Origin of the sequence: Nocardia sp. 348MFTsu5.1 (assembly GCF_000383535.1) — a bacterium.
Taxonomy (GTDB): domain Bacteria; phylum Actinomycetota; class Actinomycetes; order Mycobacteriales; family Mycobacteriaceae; genus Williamsia; species Williamsia faeni.
In genome coordinates, this window is sequence record NZ_KB911529.1 from 1 (window position 1) to 17,211 (window position 17,211).

Sequence of the window (17,211 nt, forward strand, 5' to 3'; positions counted from 1 at the left end):
AATGGCGGCTACTCGGTCAATGGATCGTTCGGTACTCACATGTTGGTCGATTCACGATATGCACCCATCATTCCTGAGAACGTCGACCTGTCGGCGGTCGGACCGATCCTGTGCGCCGGTGTCACGGTCTACAAAGGGTTGAAGGTGACCGACACCCAGCCAGGTCAGTGGGTGCTGATCTCGGGCATCGGAGGCTTGGGTCATATCGCGGTCCAGTATGCGGTTGCGATGGGCCGGCGGGTGGTGGCGATCGACGTCGATGACAGCAAACTCGAGTTGGCCGAGCAGCATGGTGCCGAGGTGACGGTCAATGCCGCAACGGTCGACGATCCGGCTGCAGAGATCATCGAGCGCACCGGTGGTGGTGTCCATGGAGCGCTGGTCACCGCGGTCAACGCTCACGCCTTTCCCCAGGCGGTGGCGAGTCTGCGGCGCGGGGGGACGGTATCGCTCGTTGGTCTGCCGCCTGAGGAGTTTCCTCTCGACATCTTCACCACCGTGCTGTTCGGTCTCACCATCCGGGGTTCGATTGTCGGTACTCGCAGAGACATGGCCGAAGCACTGGACTTTTACGTCCGCGGCCTGATCCATCCCACCTACACGGTGCGGACGTTGCCCGAAATCAATGACATCTTCGCTGAGATGGGCAAGGGAGACATCAACGGGCGAATCGTCCTCGACCTCAACTGAACACAGCGATTGCTCGTTTGCCCGATATTTACTGCACCGTCGACTTGGTACGGGCCTTTTTCGACGGCAGGAACGCGGCGGCGAGCAGGCCGGCAAGACCGATGACCGCCAGGATGATCATCGCCAGTGCGTAAGAGCGGTCCGGTGACGTCAAGCCGGCAACCAGGACGGTGCCCGCCACCGCGGTTCCCAACGAGGAGCCCAGGTTGGAGATGCACCGGGACAAGCCGGAAATCTCGCCCTGTTGCTGTTCCGGAAAGGCGGACTGGACGACGTTCACCGATGGGGTCAGCATTGCCCCCACCCCGATGCCGATGAGCAAGAGACCGGGTACGAACGCCCAGGCTGTGTCCCAGGCGCGAACGAAAAAGAGCAGAACCGCAATGCCGGCAAGGGTTGTGGCGAACCCGGACATGATCAAAGTGCGTTGAGCGTAACGGGCTGTCAATCGCGCGGCGAACAGCGAGGCGGCCAGAATTCCGAGGGTGGCCGGGGTGAACACGATGCCGGTTTCGATTGCGTTGTAGCCGCGGACCACTTGGAGGAAGGCCGAGACCACGAACGAGATACCCATCAACAGCAACCATTGTATGTTCTGTGTGATCAGGGCGAGGTTGGATGTGTGGTTGCGGAGCAACGAGATCGACAGCAGGGGTTCCTTGCCGGCTCGTTCTCTGGAGGCGACGTACGCGAAAAAGACTGCTATGAGGATCAATCCGGTGGTGATCAGGAGGAACATCAGCGTAATATTGTTGTCCGCCTGGAGAATTCCCATCACCAAGCAGACCAGGCCGCCGGCGGACAGCGCAGCTCCCACGTAGTCGAATCGTCTGGTCGGATCCGGTGGCAACGGGTCTTTGATATGCCGGCTCAACACCACGATGACCACAATGATCAGTGCCTGGAAAACAAAAGCCGCTCGCCAGCTGATGCCGGTGGTGATCAGTCCGCCGATCAACGGGCCGGCAGCGGCGCCGATACCGCCCATCCCGGTGATTATTCCGAACGCACGCGCCCGGGACTTCATGTCGTGGAAGAGCAGCGTGGTGAGGATGTACACCGGGGGGATCAGCAACGCGGTGCCGACCCCCTCGAGGATCGAATTGCCGAGGATGAGAACACCGAGGTTGGGCGAGATGGCGCTGAGCAGAGCGCCGATTCCGTACACCACGAGGCCGGCAATGAAGCATCGTTTGCGACCCCACCGATCGGTCAGCTTGCCGCCGGGAATCATCAACGCCGCCATGACCAACAGGAACACGGTGATCGCGGTCTGAACGCCCTGAACCGTGGTGTCCAGATCCTCGCTGATGTCGTTGATCATCACGTTCATGTTCGAGCCGGCGAAACTGCAGATGAACTGAGCCAGCGCGAGTGGGACCAGCATTCGCCGCGCCGCGCTGGGCGGCCGTGTCGTACCGGGTGTCTGGGTCATCTGGTGAACTCCGTTGCGGATTGCATCGTTGGTTTGCCTCGTCGCACCGGTCATCATTCCCTACATCACGGTGATCCGCCGCACGACTGATTTCAGTGCCGGAAAGAGCGGTGCGTGGATCAAAATCAGTCCATACCAATGTGATTGGGCAAGGTTCGACCCAGCGGATCTCGCTCCGCCCAGAGGGCATCGCGTCATTCAATACTTGGTGTCGAAACGTCGTGTGACGAGTACGAATCTCCAGGGTGAAATCTGTACGAACGGACTGGGCCTTGCCGGATGACCGCGAAGCCACGGACGACGGCTGTCGGGATGGGTGGGAGCTGCACGGAGTCGTACCGGTGATTGACACGTGCTCACCCCTTTTGGGCGATGCGCACGCTGCCGTGGATGCAGAGGATGGAAGCCGGACTTCGCGAGCAACCGGATGACGACGCCACCTGGCGTCCACCGGCCCTGCGTCAACCAACATAACTGGAGGAAATCATGGCCCTCGATACATTCGCCCTGCTGGCGGCGATCTACAACTCGGAAGACGCCGCAATCGCCGATTACGACGCGGTACACGAGCTCTACACCGAAGCGGACCTGATCGATACCTACGATGCAGCGGTCATCACCCGAACGGACAAGGGCAAGGTCAAGATCGTCAAGAAGCACGAGCAGCCGACCCGGCAGGGCGCCTGGGGTGGCCTCGGCATCGGCCTGGTCGGGGGTGCGCTTGTTGCACTGTTCCCGGCCGTCGGGATCGGGGCGGGATTATTGGTGGGTGGCGCGGGCGGCGCCGGACTCGGTGCCCTCGGCGGGCATGTCGCGGGCGGGATCAGCCGGTCCGACCTCAAGGAGATCGGTGAGCTGCTCGATGAAGGGGACAGCGGGCTGATCGTCATCGCCGCGACTGACCTCGAGTCGAAGGTCGAGAAAGCCCTCGAACGCGCAGCCAAGGTCACCAAGAAGCAGCTCAAGGCGGATACCGAGCAGGTTGCCAAGGAGATCGACGAGGCATCCAAATCCTGAGAAATACACCGGCAGGTCCGGCCGGGGTGACACTGTAGTGGGCCAACGGTGCCTCGGTGTGCAGACGGCTGGGGCCGTCAGTCGGATCGGGGAGCCGTGAGCGAGCACGACGAGACCATCTTTTCGGCGATTCCACTGGTGCTCGTGGGCGCGGTGTTCGCCTATTCGTTCGTGGCCGCGCGGCTCGACCGGGCCCAGATCAGCGCTCCGATGGTTTTCGTGGCCTTCGGGGTCCTGATCGGGGCGAACGGTCTCGGGCTCATCAAGGTGGATCCGGGCGCCCACTGGTTGCTGACGATCGCCGAGCTCACCCTGGCCCTGCTGTTGTTCTCGGACGCCTCGCACCTGCGATTGCGCGACGTCGAAGGCGATTCGGGACCTCCGAGCCGGCTGTTGTTCATCGGGTTGCCGCTCACTCTGCTCGCGGGCACTGTGCTCGCGTATTGGTTGTTCCCGGATGGCGGCTGGGTGGTGGCCGCTCTGATCGCTGCGTTGCTCGCGCCCACCGACGCCGCACTGGGCGCCGCGGTCGTCAATGACACCCGGGTACCCGCCCGGGTGCGCCGGATCCTGAATCTCGAAAGCGGACTCAACGACGGCCTGGCCACTCCGGTGGTGATGGTGCTGATCACGGTGGTCGCGTCGGACGAGGGACTGCTCGGGGATCGCAGCTGGGTCGTTGAGGCCGCCAAGGCGTTGGCGATCGCAGTGGTGGTGGCGGTCGTCGTCGGTGGTGTTGGTGGCTGGCTGCTGCGCTGGTGCCGTGCACGTGGGTGGACGTCGCCGTTGTCGGAGCAGGTGGCGGTCCTGACGATGGCGCTGTTGTGTTATCTCGTCGCAGTCGAGATCGACGGCAACGGGTTCGTCGCGGCGTTCGCCGGTGGGATGGTTTTCGGGTTCGTGTCGCCGGCGCCGCTGCGGGCGCGGTCCGAGTTCACCGAGACCGTCGGGTTGTTGTCGTCCTATGCGGTGTGGATGGCGTTCGGCGCGGCCATGGTCGGGACAGCGCTGGAACACGCCACCTGGCGCACCGTAGTGATGGCGGTCGGTGCGTTGACGGTCGTCCGGATGGTGCCGGTGGCCATCGCGATGATCGGCCGCCAGTGGCGATGGCCGACGATCCTGTTCGTCGGATGGTTCGGCCCGCGGGGGCTGGCAACAGTGATCTTCGCGATGATTGCGGTGCAGGAGTTGGAGGCAAACGCGGTCACTGATCAGCTGGTCGAGGTCGCCTCGCTGACGGTGGTGCTGTCGATCCTCGCGCACGGCCTCACTGCGTCCCCCTTGGCGGCGCGGTATGGGCGGTGGGCGGCGACCCTTCCCGACGACGCACCCGAGCGGGTGGCGGTCACAGCGGTATCAACCCGGCGAGTGGTGTTGCATGCCGAACCGCGTGGCACAGAACCGAACTCACTCGACGATCGGCCCGAACAGCCGTAGACGAGGAGTACCGGGCGACGTCTGTGTGACGTCACCCGGTACTTCGTCGATGAAGTAGCTGTCTGTCAGCTTTTGTTGTTTGCGCGTTCCGTCTGGCGCTTGTTCTTCTCGGCGTCGGCGAGTTTCTCGATGTGATCGGCCTGACCACGTTTTTCGGCCGCTGCGTCGCGCTTGGCGGCTGCGTCCTTGGCCTTTTCCTGGGCAGCAGCCGTCGCTCGCTCTTCAGCCGCTTTGATCTTCGCCTGCTCATCGCGCTTGGCGGCTTCCGCTGCGCGCGTTCGCTGCGCGGCAACCTCGTCGGCTTTTCGTTTGGCCTCGGCCTTGCGTTCTTCAGCTTCGGCCGCAGCGGTACGTTTGTCGTCCTGAGCCTGTTGTTCGGCCTTCTGGACCTCTGCCTGCTTTGTCTCTCGCGCCACCTTTCGGTCCGCGATCGCGGCGTCTTGCTTGGCTTTCAGCTTCGCGGCGGCCTCTTGCCGCTTCTGTTCGGCGTCAGCGTCCAATTGCGCTGCGCGACCGAGGGCTTCGCTACGCTCGGTGAGCGCCAACCCACGTCGTTCGATTGCCGGATCCCCGAGGAAGCTCCCGACAGTTGCGTCGAGGACGCCCAACGATCGTTCGTAGATGAGTCGGGTGGGCGCCTCGGAATCCAACCGTGACACAATCCGGTCCTCGATGAGCCCCAACGGGAATCGGGCTATCTGGTACTGCATTCGCAGCACAACCAACGGTAGTTCGATGATCTTCATCTTCACTCTCCTGTATCTGTGGCTGCGGTCGTTCTATGGAAGGTCGGCCTGACGGGTGAGACTGTCTGCCTGACGACGAATGCGCTCGGCCTCGGCCTGTGCGCTGTTCGCGTCCTTTACCGACTCGCGATGTTCGTCGGCAGCATCGACCACCTCATCTGCGGCGTCGGCGAGTTCGGCCTTCTCCTCGGCGCGCGCCTTCTGCTTTTTCGCGTCGGCATCGAGTTCGGCCTGAGTCTGTTCGACCGCAAGCTTGCGCTGTTCGTTCTGCTCGGCCGCCCGCTTCTGAGAATGCTGTACGGTTTCGGCCACGCGCTCGACGGTCGCAGCTTCGGCTTCCACCTCCGCGCGCTCTTGCGCACCTTCGACTCGCGCTTCGTTGGCCTCGGATTGGGCCTGCTTGGCCTCCGCGTTGGCGACGGCTTCCACCGCATTGGCTTCTCTACGTTCTTGGGCCTGGGTCTGCTCCAGCTGCCCCTCGGCCGTCAGTGAATCGTTTCCGGTCACGGCGCCGGCAACTTCTTTGGCCTTGCCCTTGACCGAGTCGAAAAGGCCTTTGCGGGCCTGTCCGGCCCTGCTGTCTTCAGTCATCTGTTTCTCCCTTTGCGACATCGACACGGAGCCCCGTTTGAGACGTCCGTCGGGTGCCCACTGACTCGGGGGTTCCCCGTGTTGCCACGTTCGAACCACCCAACCGCCAGAAGTGTGATGGCAGTCACATGAACCCTCTTCCACCTGGGGACGCTATGACCGACGATCGGACCAACCGGATGGTGACGCCTCGCAGTGCGAAACTGGTTGCGCCGCAGCCGTTGAAGGTTCACCGGCAGCAGGGTTGATTGTCGTGGTCCCGGGGTACCTGCAGATCGGGCGGTGCCGCGTTGCCCTGTACGGAGGTAGCTGTGAATCTCACCGACGACGAACTCGAGCTCCTGCGCAGTGCGTTCGACTGGGCGCGACAAGGCGACGCCACCGCGCTGCAATCCTTGCTGGATATCGGCGGTCCCGTAGACCTGACCAACGGCCGCGGCGACACGTTGCTGATCTTGGCTTCTTATTACTGTCATCTCGAATCCGTCAAAGTTCTGCTTGCCGCCGGCGCTGATCTGGACCGGGCGAACGACAACGGTCAAACTGCCTTGGGAGCAGCGGTGTTTCGCCGCTGCGATGGCATCGTCCGGGCGCTGCTGGCGGCAGGTGCTGATCCGCACGCAGGCGCTCGATCAGCGATGGCCGTAGCCGAGTTCTTCGAACTCGACGATATGACCGCTCTGCTGACCGAGCGCTGACTCTCGCCTACTTCTTCTTCCTGGCCGTTCGTCGCTTCGGTGTGGTGCCGGCGGGCGGGACGGCTGAGCTCATGACGGCGGGAGCGCGATCCCAAGCGCGGTGAAGCCCTATTGCGGCGAGCATCTCATCGTGGAACGCCTTGACCGCTGTGCTGCCGATGACGACACCCGGGGCATCGGCACCGATACCCGAGGCCTCGAGCATCGCCACGCCGTCACCCCAGGCCCCCAGCGCTTTACAGTGCCGGAACGCCTCCTGGAGCAGGAGCACCACCTTGATATCTGAGGATGGTGCCGTGCCGGCGGCGACGACCAATGCGTCGAACTCGATGGAACGGACCGTCAGGAACGTTCGCTCGACGACCTGACGTCGTGCGGCCTTGCCGAGGACACCGCCGACGGGTGCGATGACGTGGACGGTCGCGCCGTGGCGCTCCGCGGCTGTTCTCAGCTTTTCGATGCCGGTCAGATCGGAGTTCTGGTCCGCGATCACGCCGATCTTGCGTCCCGAGATCGGTCCGGGATCGACGATGACCTGCGATAGCGCCGGCGATGTGATCACTTTGGACACCGGGTCGCCCTTTGGGGCCGGCAGTCCCAGGCCCGCAGCGACCCGCTCACAGAGGTCTGTGTCGACGTGTGCGAGCACCTGCAGCTCACGTTCCTTGATGGATTGCTCGAACACCTTGCCCAGCTCGAACGTGAATGCCTCGACGACATGGTCTTGTTCCACCGCTGTGAGACTGCGATAGAACATTGCGGGCTGAGTGAAATGGTCATCGAACGAGACCGGATTGGCTCGGACCGCTCGCCCTTCGATCACGCGTTCGGTCTGCACATATCCGCGATCGCCGTCACCGGCGTCGGCTGGTTCGCCGTCGTCAATGCTGTTGTCGCGGTAGGGCGCAAGACCGGTGTGGACGGCAGTCTGATGAAATCCGTCGCGGTGCATGTCGTTGACCGGAGCGTGCGGGCGGTTGATGGGCAGCTGCGCGAAGTTCGGTCCACCGAGCCTGGTGAGCTGGGTGTCGAGATACGAGAACAATCTGGCCTGCATCAGTGGATCGTTGGTGACTTCGATACCTGGGACGAGGTGACCGGTGTGGAACGCAACCTGTTCGGTTTCGGCGAAGTAGTTGGTGGGATTGGCGTCGAGGGTCAGCTTTCCGATCAGTTGAACCGGGGCGAGTTCCTCGGGAACCAGTTTGGTGGGGTCGAGCAGATCGATGCCCTCGAAAGTGTTGGTCCCGTCGTCGGGCATGATCTGGATACCGAGCTCGTACTCCAGCGGCGCCCCGGCCTTGATGCCATCGGCCATATCGCGCCGGTGGAAATCGGGGTCCACCCCGGCCGCGATCTGCGCTTCTTCCCAAACCAGTGAATGGACGCCCGCCACCGGTTTCCAGTGAAACTTCACCAGGCTTGTCGATCCGTTCGCGGCGACAAGCCGGAAGGTGTGGACGCCAAAGCCTTCCATGGTGCGGAACGACCGGGGGATACCGCGGTCGCTCATGTTCCACATGACGTGGTGGGTGGCTTCGGTGTGTAGCGAGACGAAGTCCCAGAACGAATCGTGTGCCGATTGTGCTTGTGGCAGTTCGATATCGGGTTGAGGTTTGCCGGCGTGGATGATGTCGGGGAACTTGATGCCGTCCTGTATGAAGAAGACCGGCATGTTGTTTCCGACCAGATCGAACGTCCCCTCGTCGGTGTAGAACTTGACGGCGAACCCGCGGGTGTCGCGGACGGTGTCGGCCGATCCGCGGGATCCCAAAACGGTTGAGAAACGCACGAACACGTCGGTCTTGCTGTTCTTCTTGGCGAGGAAGCCGGCCTTTGTGACCTTTCGTGCGTTGCCGTAGGACTGAAACGTCCCGTGGGCGGCAGCACCTCGTGCGTGGACGACCCGCTCCGGAATGCGCTCGTGGTCGAAGTGGGTGATCTTCTCGCGTAGGTGAAAGTCCTCGAGGAGTGTGGGTCCTCGGTCTCCGGCTTTCAGGGAATGGTGGGTGTCCGGCAAACGCAAACCCTGGGCAGTGGTCAGAAACTCGCCGTCCTGGGCCCGGTGATCAGGCGACCCGGTTGGACCGTTCGTTGCCGGGGCTGATTGATCCGGACGGGGTGTGGGAGGCATGGGCGCTCGGCTTTCCTCGAAGAGTGTTGCGCTGAACTTCAGACAGTCGGTGACGCGCAGCAATTCGCGGCGCGGATACCGGCTGCGGGCTGATCCTCAACCACGCATTGCCCCTGTACCCAATGAGCTGATTCTTACTCACCCGAATATCCGCACACGAGCCACCTATACGAAGACGAGCCACAGATATGCGGCTCGTCTTCGTATAGGTGGCTCGTGTGCGTGGGTGGGCGTGACCGGGGTCAGGGGAGTGCGGCGAGGACCTCTTTCGCCAGCGGAGCCGATGATGCCGGGTTCTGGCCGGTGAACAGATTACGGTCGACGACGACGTTCGGCTCCCAGGCTGCGCCGTGCTGGTAGTCGATGCCGAGTTCGATGAGGCGGTCCTGAAGCAGCCATTTGGCGTTGGCGGCGAGGCCGGCCTGCTCTTCTTCGGTGTTGGAGAACCCGGTGGCCCGGTAGCCGGCGAAGGTGTGGGATCCGTCAGGACGCGTAGCCGCGAGTAGCGCGGCCGGGGCGTGGCAGACCACGCCGAGCGGGCGGCCCGAATCCAGTGCCTCCGTGAGGAGTTGGCCCGACACCTCGTCGACCGCCAAGTCTTCCATCGGCCCGTGGCCGCCCGGGTAGAACACTGCGGCGTAATCGTCCAGCTTCACTGAATCCAGTGAGATCGGCTGTTGGAGCTCGGTATTCGATCGCACCTTGGCGGCGATCTCGTCGGCTCCGGCCTGCCCGCCGTTGACGTCCGGGCTCAGGCTGCCGTCATCGACCACCGGAACCACACCACCCGGGGTGGCGACGATCACCCGATGGCCGGCGTTCGTGAACTCTTCATACGGCGCCACATACTCTTCGGCCCAGAATCCCGTCGGATGCTTCGTCCCGTCCGCGAGTGTCCAGTGCTTGGCTCCGGTCAGGACGAAAAGAATGTCTGCCACGGTGTGCTCCTTTGCGCGTCGTGTTCACCCCGGTGTCTGCAGGGCACTTCCTGGTTCAAGGTCTTTGGGGCCGGTCGATATTCCTCGACGACCGCCGGCGTTGACGGCCACCAGCCCGGCGAGCAGCACGGTTGCGCCGATGAGCTGGGCGAACGCCATTGTCTGTCCGAGTAGCCACCAGGAGAACAGGGCGGAGGAGACCACCTCGACCAATGCGATGAACGATGCCGGGGTGGCGCCGAGCAGCCGGACGGCCTGAACCCCGGTGACGTACGCCAGGCTGGTGGAGATACCCGCCACCAGCAGGGCCACCAGCCACCAGGGAATCTCAGTGTCGGCGAGGACCACGGGGTCGGTGGCTGCAGACATCGGAAGCACACCGATCGCTCCCGCAACCGCGATCACCACGGTCCCCACCAACAAACCGCCGGCCGCCAACGCCAGCGGGTCCACGCTCTCGCCGGAGCGCGCGAAATCGTCGGTTGCCAGGATGAAGTAGGCGGCGAGCCCGACGGCCGCACCCATGGCCCACAACAGTCCGACGGGATCGACGTCCCCGATGCCCTCACCGCCGAGAATCACCAGCACCAATCCGCCGAGCGCCACCACGCATCCGAGTCCGGTGATCAAGCTCGGCCGACGCTTGCGGACGAGCCAGTCGTACCCGACCACCAAGATGATGCCGGAGTATTCGCAGAGCAGCGCGATCAGGACATCAAGGTAGCGAAGGGCGTTGAAGAAGCTCAACTGCACAACGGCCACTCCGAGAATCCCGTAGGCGAGCACCAGCAAGGGCGCGCGCCGCAGGTTCTGGATGAGGTGGCGGCGCATCAGAACCAGGGGAATCACGAGCAGAAGTGCCCCGAGCCCGAGCCGGACGGCGGTGACCGCGGCCGAGGACCAACCGCTGTCGATCAGTCCTTTGGCCAGTGGGCCAGACGTCCCGAAACAGACGGCGGAGGTCACTGCGACCAGTACGCCGTACGCCGGACGGGCCCCGGTGTCCTGGCGCATCATGCCTCCTCGATCGGTGATCAGTACATCACGCACGCCGCTCGGCCACCGGAATTTGCATCAGCCACCGGCAATGACAGGTGGCTGATGCAAAAACGTGTGGGCGACGGCGGCCCGTGCGATCAGAGACGGAAGAGCATGGTCTCCGCGGTCAGGCCCGGGCCGAAGGCCATCGCGCTGCCCAAACCGGTCGGGCCACCCTCAGCGGCTTGTTTCATCATCTCCGCGAGCACGAAAAGTACTGTGGCCGAAGACATGTTGCCGTAGTTCTGGAGGACGTGGCGTGACACGGCCAGGGCTTCGGGTTCGAGTTCGAGCGCGTTCTCCACGGCGTCGAGAATGGTTCGCCCACCGGGATGGATCGCCCACAGGTCGATGTCGGCGGGTGTGCGGCCACCCAGGATCAGCTTGAGATTCTCCGCGTTGAGCGCTTTGCCGAGCTGTCCGGGGACCTTGCCCGAGAGGACCATGTCGAAGCCCGCGTTGCCGATCCGCCAGGTGATCAGGTCGCGGGTCTCGGGGACCATGACCTGCTTGAACGAATCGAGTTCGAGGCCGGTCGCCTCCGCCGAGATGATTGCTGCCGCGCACCCGTCGCCGAAGATCAGGAACGACAACATCGACTCGAGGCTCTTCGGCTTCTGCAGATGCACCGAGCACAGCTCGACGCTCACGAGCAGGACCTTGGCCGACGGGTTCGCCCGGACGATGTTGTTGGCGGTCTTGAGTCCGGTGATCCCGGCGAAGCACCCCATGAAGCCGATCTGAGTGCGGTCGACGTTCGGGCTGATCCCGCAGTTCTTGATCAGGTCGTAGTCGATGCCCGGCGAGTAGAAGCCCGTGCAGGTGACCAGTACGAGGTGGGTGATCTCTTCGGCCGCATCGCCGAGATTCAGTCCCTCGACGGCCTTTTGGGCCAACTTGGGGGCCTTGTCCTCATACTCGATCATGCGGGTTTCGGTGTCGACGGCACTCGGGTTCAATCCGTAGAAACCTGCCGGATCCTCCACCGCCGACCACCGGTGGTTGATGTGCGCACGCTCGGCCATCCGCTTGAACAGCAGCATCTTGCCGCGTTCCTCGATCAGTTCCGGGGCGTACTCGATGAACATGTCGTGGCAGTCGAGTGCCGGCACCGCGGTACTGATCTGGTTGACGTAGGCAGTGGGCATAGAGGATCCAACCTTGTCTCAAAGTGGTGAGGGAGTCGCGCCATCGATATTGGGTCCGGCCTGAGGTAATGCTACCCTAAGACCGATATGTCACTAATCTAGGACGGATCGATCGACTTTGCAATACGGGTGTCCATCAGATGACTGAAAGGTCATGTCCGCCAAAGTGATAACGCTTGTTGTCATGTCACAATCGCGCTGTGTCGAGTAGGAGCATGGGTATGAAGCGATGAAGGCCGTCCTCTGTAGCGCCCCGCTGACGGGGCACGTGCAGCCGATGATCTCGATCGGCCGGCAGCTGGCCGAAGACGGTTGGGCGGTCACGATATTGACGGGACGTCTATTCCGTGACCGTGTCGTGCGGGCGGGTCTGGAGCACGTTGCACTTTCGCCGTCCTGTGATTACGACGAGCGAGATCTGGACGGGCACTTCCCCGGCCGGGCGCGGATGCCCGGTGTCCTGCGCGCGCGGTTCGACCTCGAGCACATGTTCGCCCGGGCGATCGCCGGGCAGCACGAGGGCCTCGCCGCATTGATAGAGAAGGGCGATGTCGACCTGGTGCTGGCGGAAAACCTGTTCCTCGGGGCGCTTCCGCTGTTGAGCGCGGGGGACCGGGACCGTCCTCGGGTCGGCGCGGTGTGTACGTCGCCCCTGATGGCCAACAGTGCGGACACCGGGCCGTTCGGGCCTGGATTCCCGCCGTCGACAACACGTTTGGGGATGCTGCGGAACCGGTTGCTCACGGCAGGATCCACATCGTTCGTGCTGCGCCGGGCGAACGGCATCGCCAACGACGCCGTCCGCAGTGCGGTCGGCCGCGACGCCGCGTCCTTCGTCCTGGATTGGCCGCTGCTCGCGGACGACGTCTTCGTTCTGACCAGCGCCGGGTTCGAATACCCTCGCCGCGACCTCGACGCGTCCCTCCAGTACGTCGGGCCGGTGCTGGGACGTGGAGGTCCCGAACCTGAACTGCCGGCATGGTGGGACCGCGTCGAGGGTCCCGAGCCCGTGGTGGTGGTGACTCAGGGAACGTTGGACAACGAGGACCTCGGCAGGCTCATCGAGCCGGCCATCGCCGGCCTCGCCGGCACTGATGCGATTGTGGTCGCGACAACAGGTGGACCACCGGCGACATCGGTCAAGGTCCGTGCGCCCAATGCTGTTGTCACAGAGTTTGTTCCATTCGATTTGATGTTTCAGAAAACCGACGTCCTGGTGACCAATGGCGGCTGGGGCGGTGTGCATTTTGCGCTCTCGCACGGTGTGCCCATGGTGATCGCGGGCTCGACGGAGGACAAGAACGAGGTCGCTGCGCGGGTGGTGCGCTCGGGCAGTGGCATCCGCCTCCGGACCACCAGGCCCGCGGCAATCCGGCGCGCGGTGCAGACCGTCCTCGGCGACCCGTCGTATCGGGCGCGGGCCCTGGAGCTGCAAGTGGAACTGGCGGAGATGGACGGTGCCCGCAGCATCAGCGAGGCCTTGACGCGCCCGCCGGCGAACACAACTGAGGCCCCGGGTTCGTGTCGGCCCCGGTGATCATCGTCGGCTCGGGCCCGACGGGACTGACGGCCGCCTGTTTGCTTGCCGGACACGGCATCGAGTCCGTGGTGCTCGATCGCCGACGTGGCGTCTATCCGCTGCCGCGAGCAGTACACCTCGACGACGAGGTGTATCGAATCCTTCAAAGTGCGGGTGCAGCAAGCGATTTCGGTCCATTCGGACGGTCCGCCCGCGGGATGCGTCTCGTCGACGACCGGCACCGGCTGCTGATGCGGTTTCCGCGAGAGAATCCGGTGGGGTACTCCGGGTGGCGCGAGAGCACGATGTTCGACCAGCCCGATCTCGAGCGTGCGCTGCGCGCGGCGGCATCGCGCCGGGCCGGGATCAGATTCCTCGAGGGTTACGCGGCCGAGCGGATCGTGATCGAGCCGGACGGCACCGCGAGTGTTCATGTGCGGTCCGATGAGGGCATCGAGGATGTATTGCGGGCGCGGTACGTGCTGGGATGCGACGGCGCGTCCAGTGCGGTCGGCGCCGAGATCGGCGGGGGCGCCATCGATCTTCGCTTCAACCAGCGATGGCTGGTCGTCGACGTGAAGTCATCGGCGGACCTGAAGATGTGGGAAGGCGTCCACCAGGTGTGCGCCGGGGCGCAGGCCGCGACGTTCATGCGGATCGGCGCAGACCGGTACCGGTGGGAGTTCCGGTTGTCCGACCACGATGAGAACGACGGAAGTGACGAGAGCCCGGACCACAGCTGGGCGACCGAAGCCATCCACGCGCAAGTGGCCAACCCTGCCGACGAGATCGAGATCGTCCGGACCGCGACGTACCGGCATGGTGCCCGCGTTGCCCGCCGGTGGCGCCGGGGGCCGCTCTTTGTGCTCGGCGATGCCGCGCATGTGACGCCGCCGTTCATCGGACAGGGACTGGGCGCCGGACAGCGAGATGCGATGAACTTGGCATGGAAGCTCGCCGCCGTGCTCGACGGCCACGCCGATGAGCAACTCCTCGATACCTATCAGGCCGAACGCAAGCCGCATGTGCTCCGCGCGGTGGCCGCCGCGACTGCGATCGGCCGCCTGATGTCGGTGCGGTCGCCCGCCCGCGGTGCAGTCGATGCTGTCATGCGGGGACTCGACCGGGCGCCGGGATCGGAACAGGCGGGACCGCGCCTGATCTATCCACCGCTGGGGAGGTCCGCGATGCGATTGCGGGACCGTGCCCGGCCAGGCGGCCGCTGGATCGGCAGGCTTTTCCCACAGTTCATCCGGTCAGGTCCGGATGGATCGTTCGAAGGCAGCGACGAGGTACTCGGATCCGGCTATGCGGTGGTCCATGTCGGCCCGGTGAATCCGAGGATGTCGCTCCTGATGCCGGGCATCCGCTACGCAGTTCCGGCCGATTTCGGGTCGGCGTCGCACGAGGTCAGCACGTGGTTGGGCGGCCGCCGCGCCAATGCGGTTCTCTTGCGTCCGGATCGCGTGGTGTGCGCAGTCGAATCGGTCGGCGGCAAGGTCCACGGGGGACCACGCGCCATTCGGACCGACGTCCGTATGCACCGTCGGTAGTCGCTGGTAAGTTGCGGCGGTGGGATTTCCGAGGCGGGGTGTAGCTGCCATCTGCGCCGTATTCGTACTGGCCGGATGCGGCGATGCCTCTTCGGCGTCGATGCCGGATGAAGCATCGCCGGTCACTCAGGTGCTTCCGCAGGTGAAACTACCGATGCCCGGTGACGTGGTGAAGGTCGAGAACTGGGCGTCGTCGAGCACTGCGATCTCGGGGAGCAAGATCCTCTACCGCACCACTGATGTCGAGGACGAACCGCTGATCGTCTCCGGGACGGTGTTCAAACCCGAGGGCATTGCGCCGGCCGGTGGCTGGCCGGTTCTGGCGATCGGGCACGGTTCCACCGGTATCAACGCCAACTGCGCGCCGTCTCTGACCGGCAATCTCTACGGGCTGTCGCCTCTGGTGAAGCGTTACGTCGATGCCGGATTTGCGGTGACGTTCCCCGACTTCTCCGGTCTGGGTACCAACAGTGGCCCGCATCCCTATCTCGATTCGTATGCGGCTGCCCGGACGATGATCGATTCGGTGCGGGCAATCCGCAAGGTCTATCCCGACATCTCGGAAACCTGGGTGTCGTACGGGATCTCACAGGGCGGTGGGACGACGTGGGCGGCCGACGAGATCGCCGGGCAGTATGCGCCGGAACTTCATCTGGCCGGCGCCGTTGCCCAGGTGCCGACGACAACCAAAGTGCCGATGGTCGGCCTCGCGGGGGCGGGGGCGCTGACCCCGGAACAGCAGGGAGTGCTCCAGTGGCTCGAGGAGTCGCTCGCACGCCGCAACCCCGACCTCGACCTGAACCAACTCCGTAGCCCGGCACTTGCTGCGCAATGGGATGCGTTGAGTGGTTGCGGCCTGAGCGCCGGTCGAGATGCCGCTCTGCGGAAGGTCAGTGCCCAGGATTTCCGGCCGGCCACTGCATCCGCCACCGAGAAGCTGAAGTCGCTGCTGCAGCAGATGGCGCTCCCGAAGGCTGGTCTGAGTGCCCCGCTCTACGTCATCTACGGCGGCAACGACCGCTTCAACGATCCACGGTGGACCGCCGGCGCGATCGACCGCGCCTGCCATCTCGGTGGACCGATCACAGTCAACTTTCAGCCCGCGGCCGGACACGGCGACGTGAGCACCGGGGACGTCGAGCAGTACCTCAACAATCGGATCGCGGGGCTGCCGGTCAGAGACGACTGCCATCAGGTGATCGGGTCCACCACCTGATGACGATGGGTCCTGGGGAGCGAAACCGCAGGTCGGCCTCATCGGGGCCAGAACCCATCATCGTCAGGCGCTGCTACTTCGCGAAGTTCGCGGCAATGCGCTGCCGCAGGTAGTCCTCGGCACTGATCGGTGGGTACTTGGCCCGAGGACCCTCGATCAAGACGTCCTTGTTGGCCTGCGCGAAGAACGCGATGGAGTAGCGCGACCCCCGGTCGTCGTTCGGGCCGGGGCTGCGGACGCGATGGAAGTTCGACGGCAGGTCGTCATCGCTCCACCGCATCAGCATGTCGCCGATGTTGCAGGTGATCGCGTCGTCGGAGGGCTGCACCGAGGTCCACACCTGGCTCTCCATCTCCTTGCCCGGACAGACTTGCAGCCCACCCTGGCCCTCGCGCTGGAAAAGCAGTGTCAGGCAATCGAAATCGGTATGGGCCCCGGCTCGCCACATGCCGCCGAGATCGGCGTCCGGCGCGACTGCGAAGTAGTGCAACAACCGCAATGTGCTCTGATAGCCCGGCGATGTGGGTTCGTGTGCGCGCGTGAAGAACTCACGGTCGAACCCGAGCTTGTCGGCGAACATCGACAACAACTCCATCGCCAGCGCCCAGCATTTGTGCTCGAACTCCAGGATCGTCGACGTGAATCCCGCGAGGACATCGTCACCCGGCCAGAGATCATCCATGTTCGACAACGTGACCTGGTACGACTCCTTCTGATCAGGGGTGCCCACGGATGGTCGTATCTGGGTCAGGCTTTCCCAACCCGAGTTGAAGCGTTTGGGGTAGCGCGCCTTGGCCTCGGTCGGGAGCGCGAAGAAGGCTTCTGCCATCGCGAACGCCCGGCGGACCTCTGCCAGGTCGATCCCGTGGTCGACGACCTGGAAGAACCCGATATCCGTCGCTGCAGACCACAATTCGTCCGCGACCTCGGTGCGGCGACCGGGGAGACCCGCCATGGAGATCCGTCGGACTTCTCGATCACTTTCGGTCCCCACCGCGCCCATGCTTCGTTCGCGCTGCAGCTCGGTCATGTCGTACGTCATTGCCGT

Annotated in this window: 15 protein-coding genes; 7 read left to right on the plus strand and 8 right to left on the minus strand. The window is 64.1% G+C overall.

Going from position 1 to position 17,211, the window contains the following annotated elements; all coding sequences use genetic code 11:
• Positions 1-690, plus strand: a 690-nt coding sequence (locus tag H290_RS0125935; RefSeq protein ID WP_020109781.1) for a zinc-binding dehydrogenase, incomplete at its 5' end; no start/stop codon positions are given.
• Positions 691-718: 28 nt separating this feature from the next.
• Here H290_RS0125935 and H290_RS0125940 read toward each other — a convergent pair.
• Entirely contained in the window at positions 719-2,125 is a 1,407-nt protein-coding gene (locus tag H290_RS0125940; RefSeq protein WP_051122211.1) for an MFS transporter, read from the minus strand.
• Positions 2,126-2,611: 486 nt separating this feature from the next.
• Here H290_RS0125940 and H290_RS0125945 point away from each other — a divergent pair, with 486 nt between their 5' ends.
• Together H290_RS0125945 and H290_RS0125950 are read left to right on the plus strand one after the other, a co-directional pair.
• Positions 2,612-3,142, plus strand: coding sequence for a DUF1269 domain-containing protein (locus H290_RS0125945; protein ID WP_020109783.1), 531 nt, complete (start codon positions 2,612-2,614; stop codon positions 3,140-3,142).
• Between the two features lie 96 nt (positions 3,143-3,238).
• A complete protein-coding gene (locus tag H290_RS0125950) occupies positions 3,239-4,582 on the plus strand; it encodes a sodium:proton antiporter (protein WP_020109785.1) in 1,344 nt (447 codons plus the stop codon).
• Positions 4,583-4,647: 65 nt separating this feature from the next.
• Here the strand turns inward: H290_RS0125950 and H290_RS0125955 are convergent, their stop codons facing one another.
• Positions 4,648-5,328: a hypothetical protein gene (locus H290_RS0125955; protein WP_028463708.1), complete on the minus strand. Its 681-nt coding sequence runs from the start codon at positions 5,326-5,328 to the stop codon at positions 4,648-4,650.
• 33 nt (positions 5,329-5,361) lie between these two features.
• Complete coding sequence (locus H290_RS0125960) at positions 5,362-5,919, minus strand: CsbD family protein (protein ID WP_020109787.1); 558 nt, start codon at positions 5,917-5,919, stop codon at positions 5,362-5,364.
• A gap of 311 nt (positions 5,920-6,230) precedes the next feature.
• Here H290_RS0125960 and H290_RS0125970 point away from each other — a divergent pair, with 311 nt between their 5' ends.
• Positions 6,231-6,617, plus strand: coding sequence for an ankyrin repeat domain-containing protein (locus tag H290_RS0125970; RefSeq protein ID WP_020109789.1), 387 nt, complete (start codon positions 6,231-6,233; stop codon positions 6,615-6,617).
• Between the two features lie 7 nt (positions 6,618-6,624).
• Here H290_RS0125970 and H290_RS0125975 read toward each other — a convergent pair whose 3' ends face one another.
• From H290_RS0125975 to H290_RS0125990, 4 genes are all read right to left on the minus strand, one after another.
• Positions 6,625-8,751 carry a catalase gene (locus tag H290_RS0125975; RefSeq protein WP_028463709.1) on the minus strand — a complete coding sequence of 709 codons (2,127 nt, stop codon included), beginning with the start codon at positions 8,749-8,751 and terminating at the stop codon, positions 6,625-6,627.
• Positions 8,752-8,993: 242 nt separating this feature from the next.
• On the minus strand, positions 8,994-9,689 hold the full coding sequence (locus tag H290_RS0125980; protein ID WP_020109791.1) for a type 1 glutamine amidotransferase domain-containing protein: 696 nt from the start codon (positions 9,687-9,689) through the stop codon (positions 8,994-8,996).
• A gap of 24 nt (positions 9,690-9,713) precedes the next feature.
• Positions 9,714-10,703 carry a DMT family transporter gene (locus tag H290_RS29830; protein WP_196809636.1) on the minus strand — a complete coding sequence of 330 codons (990 nt, stop codon included), beginning with the start codon at positions 10,701-10,703 and terminating at the stop codon, positions 9,714-9,716.
• Positions 10,704-10,825: 122 nt separating this feature from the next.
• Positions 10,826-11,875, minus strand: coding sequence for a type III polyketide synthase (locus tag H290_RS0125990; protein WP_020109793.1), 1,050 nt, complete (start codon positions 11,873-11,875; stop codon positions 10,826-10,828).
• A gap of 229 nt (positions 11,876-12,104) precedes the next feature.
• Between H290_RS0125990 and H290_RS29835 the strand changes: the two genes are divergently transcribed.
• Genes H290_RS29835 through H290_RS29845 form a run of 3 tightly spaced genes read left to right on the plus strand, consistent with a single transcriptional unit; the run spans position 12,105 to position 16,163 of the window.
• The gene (locus tag H290_RS29835; RefSeq protein WP_036520357.1) at positions 12,105-13,412 is read left to right on the plus strand and encodes a glycosyltransferase; all 1,308 of its coding nucleotides are present in this window, start codon (positions 12,105-12,107) and stop codon (positions 13,410-13,412) included.
• Positions 13,397-14,947, plus strand: a complete 1,551-nt coding sequence (locus tag H290_RS29840) for a bifunctional 3-(3-hydroxy-phenyl)propionate/3-hydroxycinnamic acid hydroxylase (protein ID WP_020109795.1) — start codon at positions 13,397-13,399, stop codon at positions 14,945-14,947. Before H290_RS29835 ends, H290_RS29840 begins: the two co-directional genes overlap by 16 nt.
• A gap of 19 nt (positions 14,948-14,966) precedes the next feature.
• The gene (locus H290_RS29845; RefSeq protein WP_155977096.1) at positions 14,967-16,163 is read left to right on the plus strand and encodes a lipase family protein; all 1,197 of its coding nucleotides are present in this window, start codon (positions 14,967-14,969) and stop codon (positions 16,161-16,163) included.
• 73 nt (positions 16,164-16,236) lie between these two features.
• Here H290_RS29845 and H290_RS0126010 read toward each other — a convergent pair whose 3' ends face one another.
• Positions 16,237-17,205, minus strand: coding sequence for an isopenicillin N synthase family oxygenase (locus H290_RS0126010; RefSeq protein ID WP_020109797.1), 969 nt, complete (start codon positions 17,203-17,205; stop codon positions 16,237-16,239).
• Between the last annotated feature and the right edge of the window lie 6 nt (positions 17,206-17,211).

What these genes read in the sequence shown, in the direction of transcription:
- H290_RS29830 (WP_196809636.1), bottom strand. Translation starts at nt 10,703, where the DNA reads ATGCGCCAGGACACCGGGGCCCGTCCGGCGTACGGCGTACTGGTCGCA.
- H290_RS0125945 (WP_020109783.1), top strand. Translation starts at nt 2,612, where the DNA reads ATGGCCCTCGATACATTCGCCCTGCTGGCGGCGATCTACAACTCGGAA.
- H290_RS0125975 (WP_028463709.1), bottom strand. Translation starts at nt 8,751, where the DNA reads ATGCCTCCCACACCCCGTCCGGATCAATCAGCCCCGGCAACGAACGGT.
- H290_RS0125990 (WP_020109793.1), bottom strand. Translation starts at nt 11,875, where the DNA reads ATGCCCACTGCCTACGTCAACCAGATCAGTACCGCGGTGCCGGCACTC.
- H290_RS0125955 (WP_028463708.1), bottom strand. Translation starts at nt 5,328, where the DNA reads ATGAAGATCATCGAACTACCGTTGGTTGTGCTGCGAATGCAGTACCAG.
- H290_RS29835 (WP_036520357.1), top strand. Translation starts at nt 12,105, where the DNA reads ATGAAGGCCGTCCTCTGTAGCGCCCCGCTGACGGGGCACGTGCAGCCG.
- H290_RS0126010 (WP_020109797.1), bottom strand. Translation starts at nt 17,205, where the DNA reads ATGACGTACGACATGACCGAGCTGCAGCGCGAACGAAGCATGGGCGCG.
- H290_RS0125960 (WP_020109787.1), bottom strand. Translation starts at nt 5,919, where the DNA reads ATGACTGAAGACAGCAGGGCCGGACAGGCCCGCAAAGGCCTTTTCGAC.
- H290_RS0125940 (WP_051122211.1), bottom strand. Translation starts at nt 2,125, where the DNA reads ATGACCCAGACACCCGGTACGACACGGCCGCCCAGCGCGGCGCGGCGA.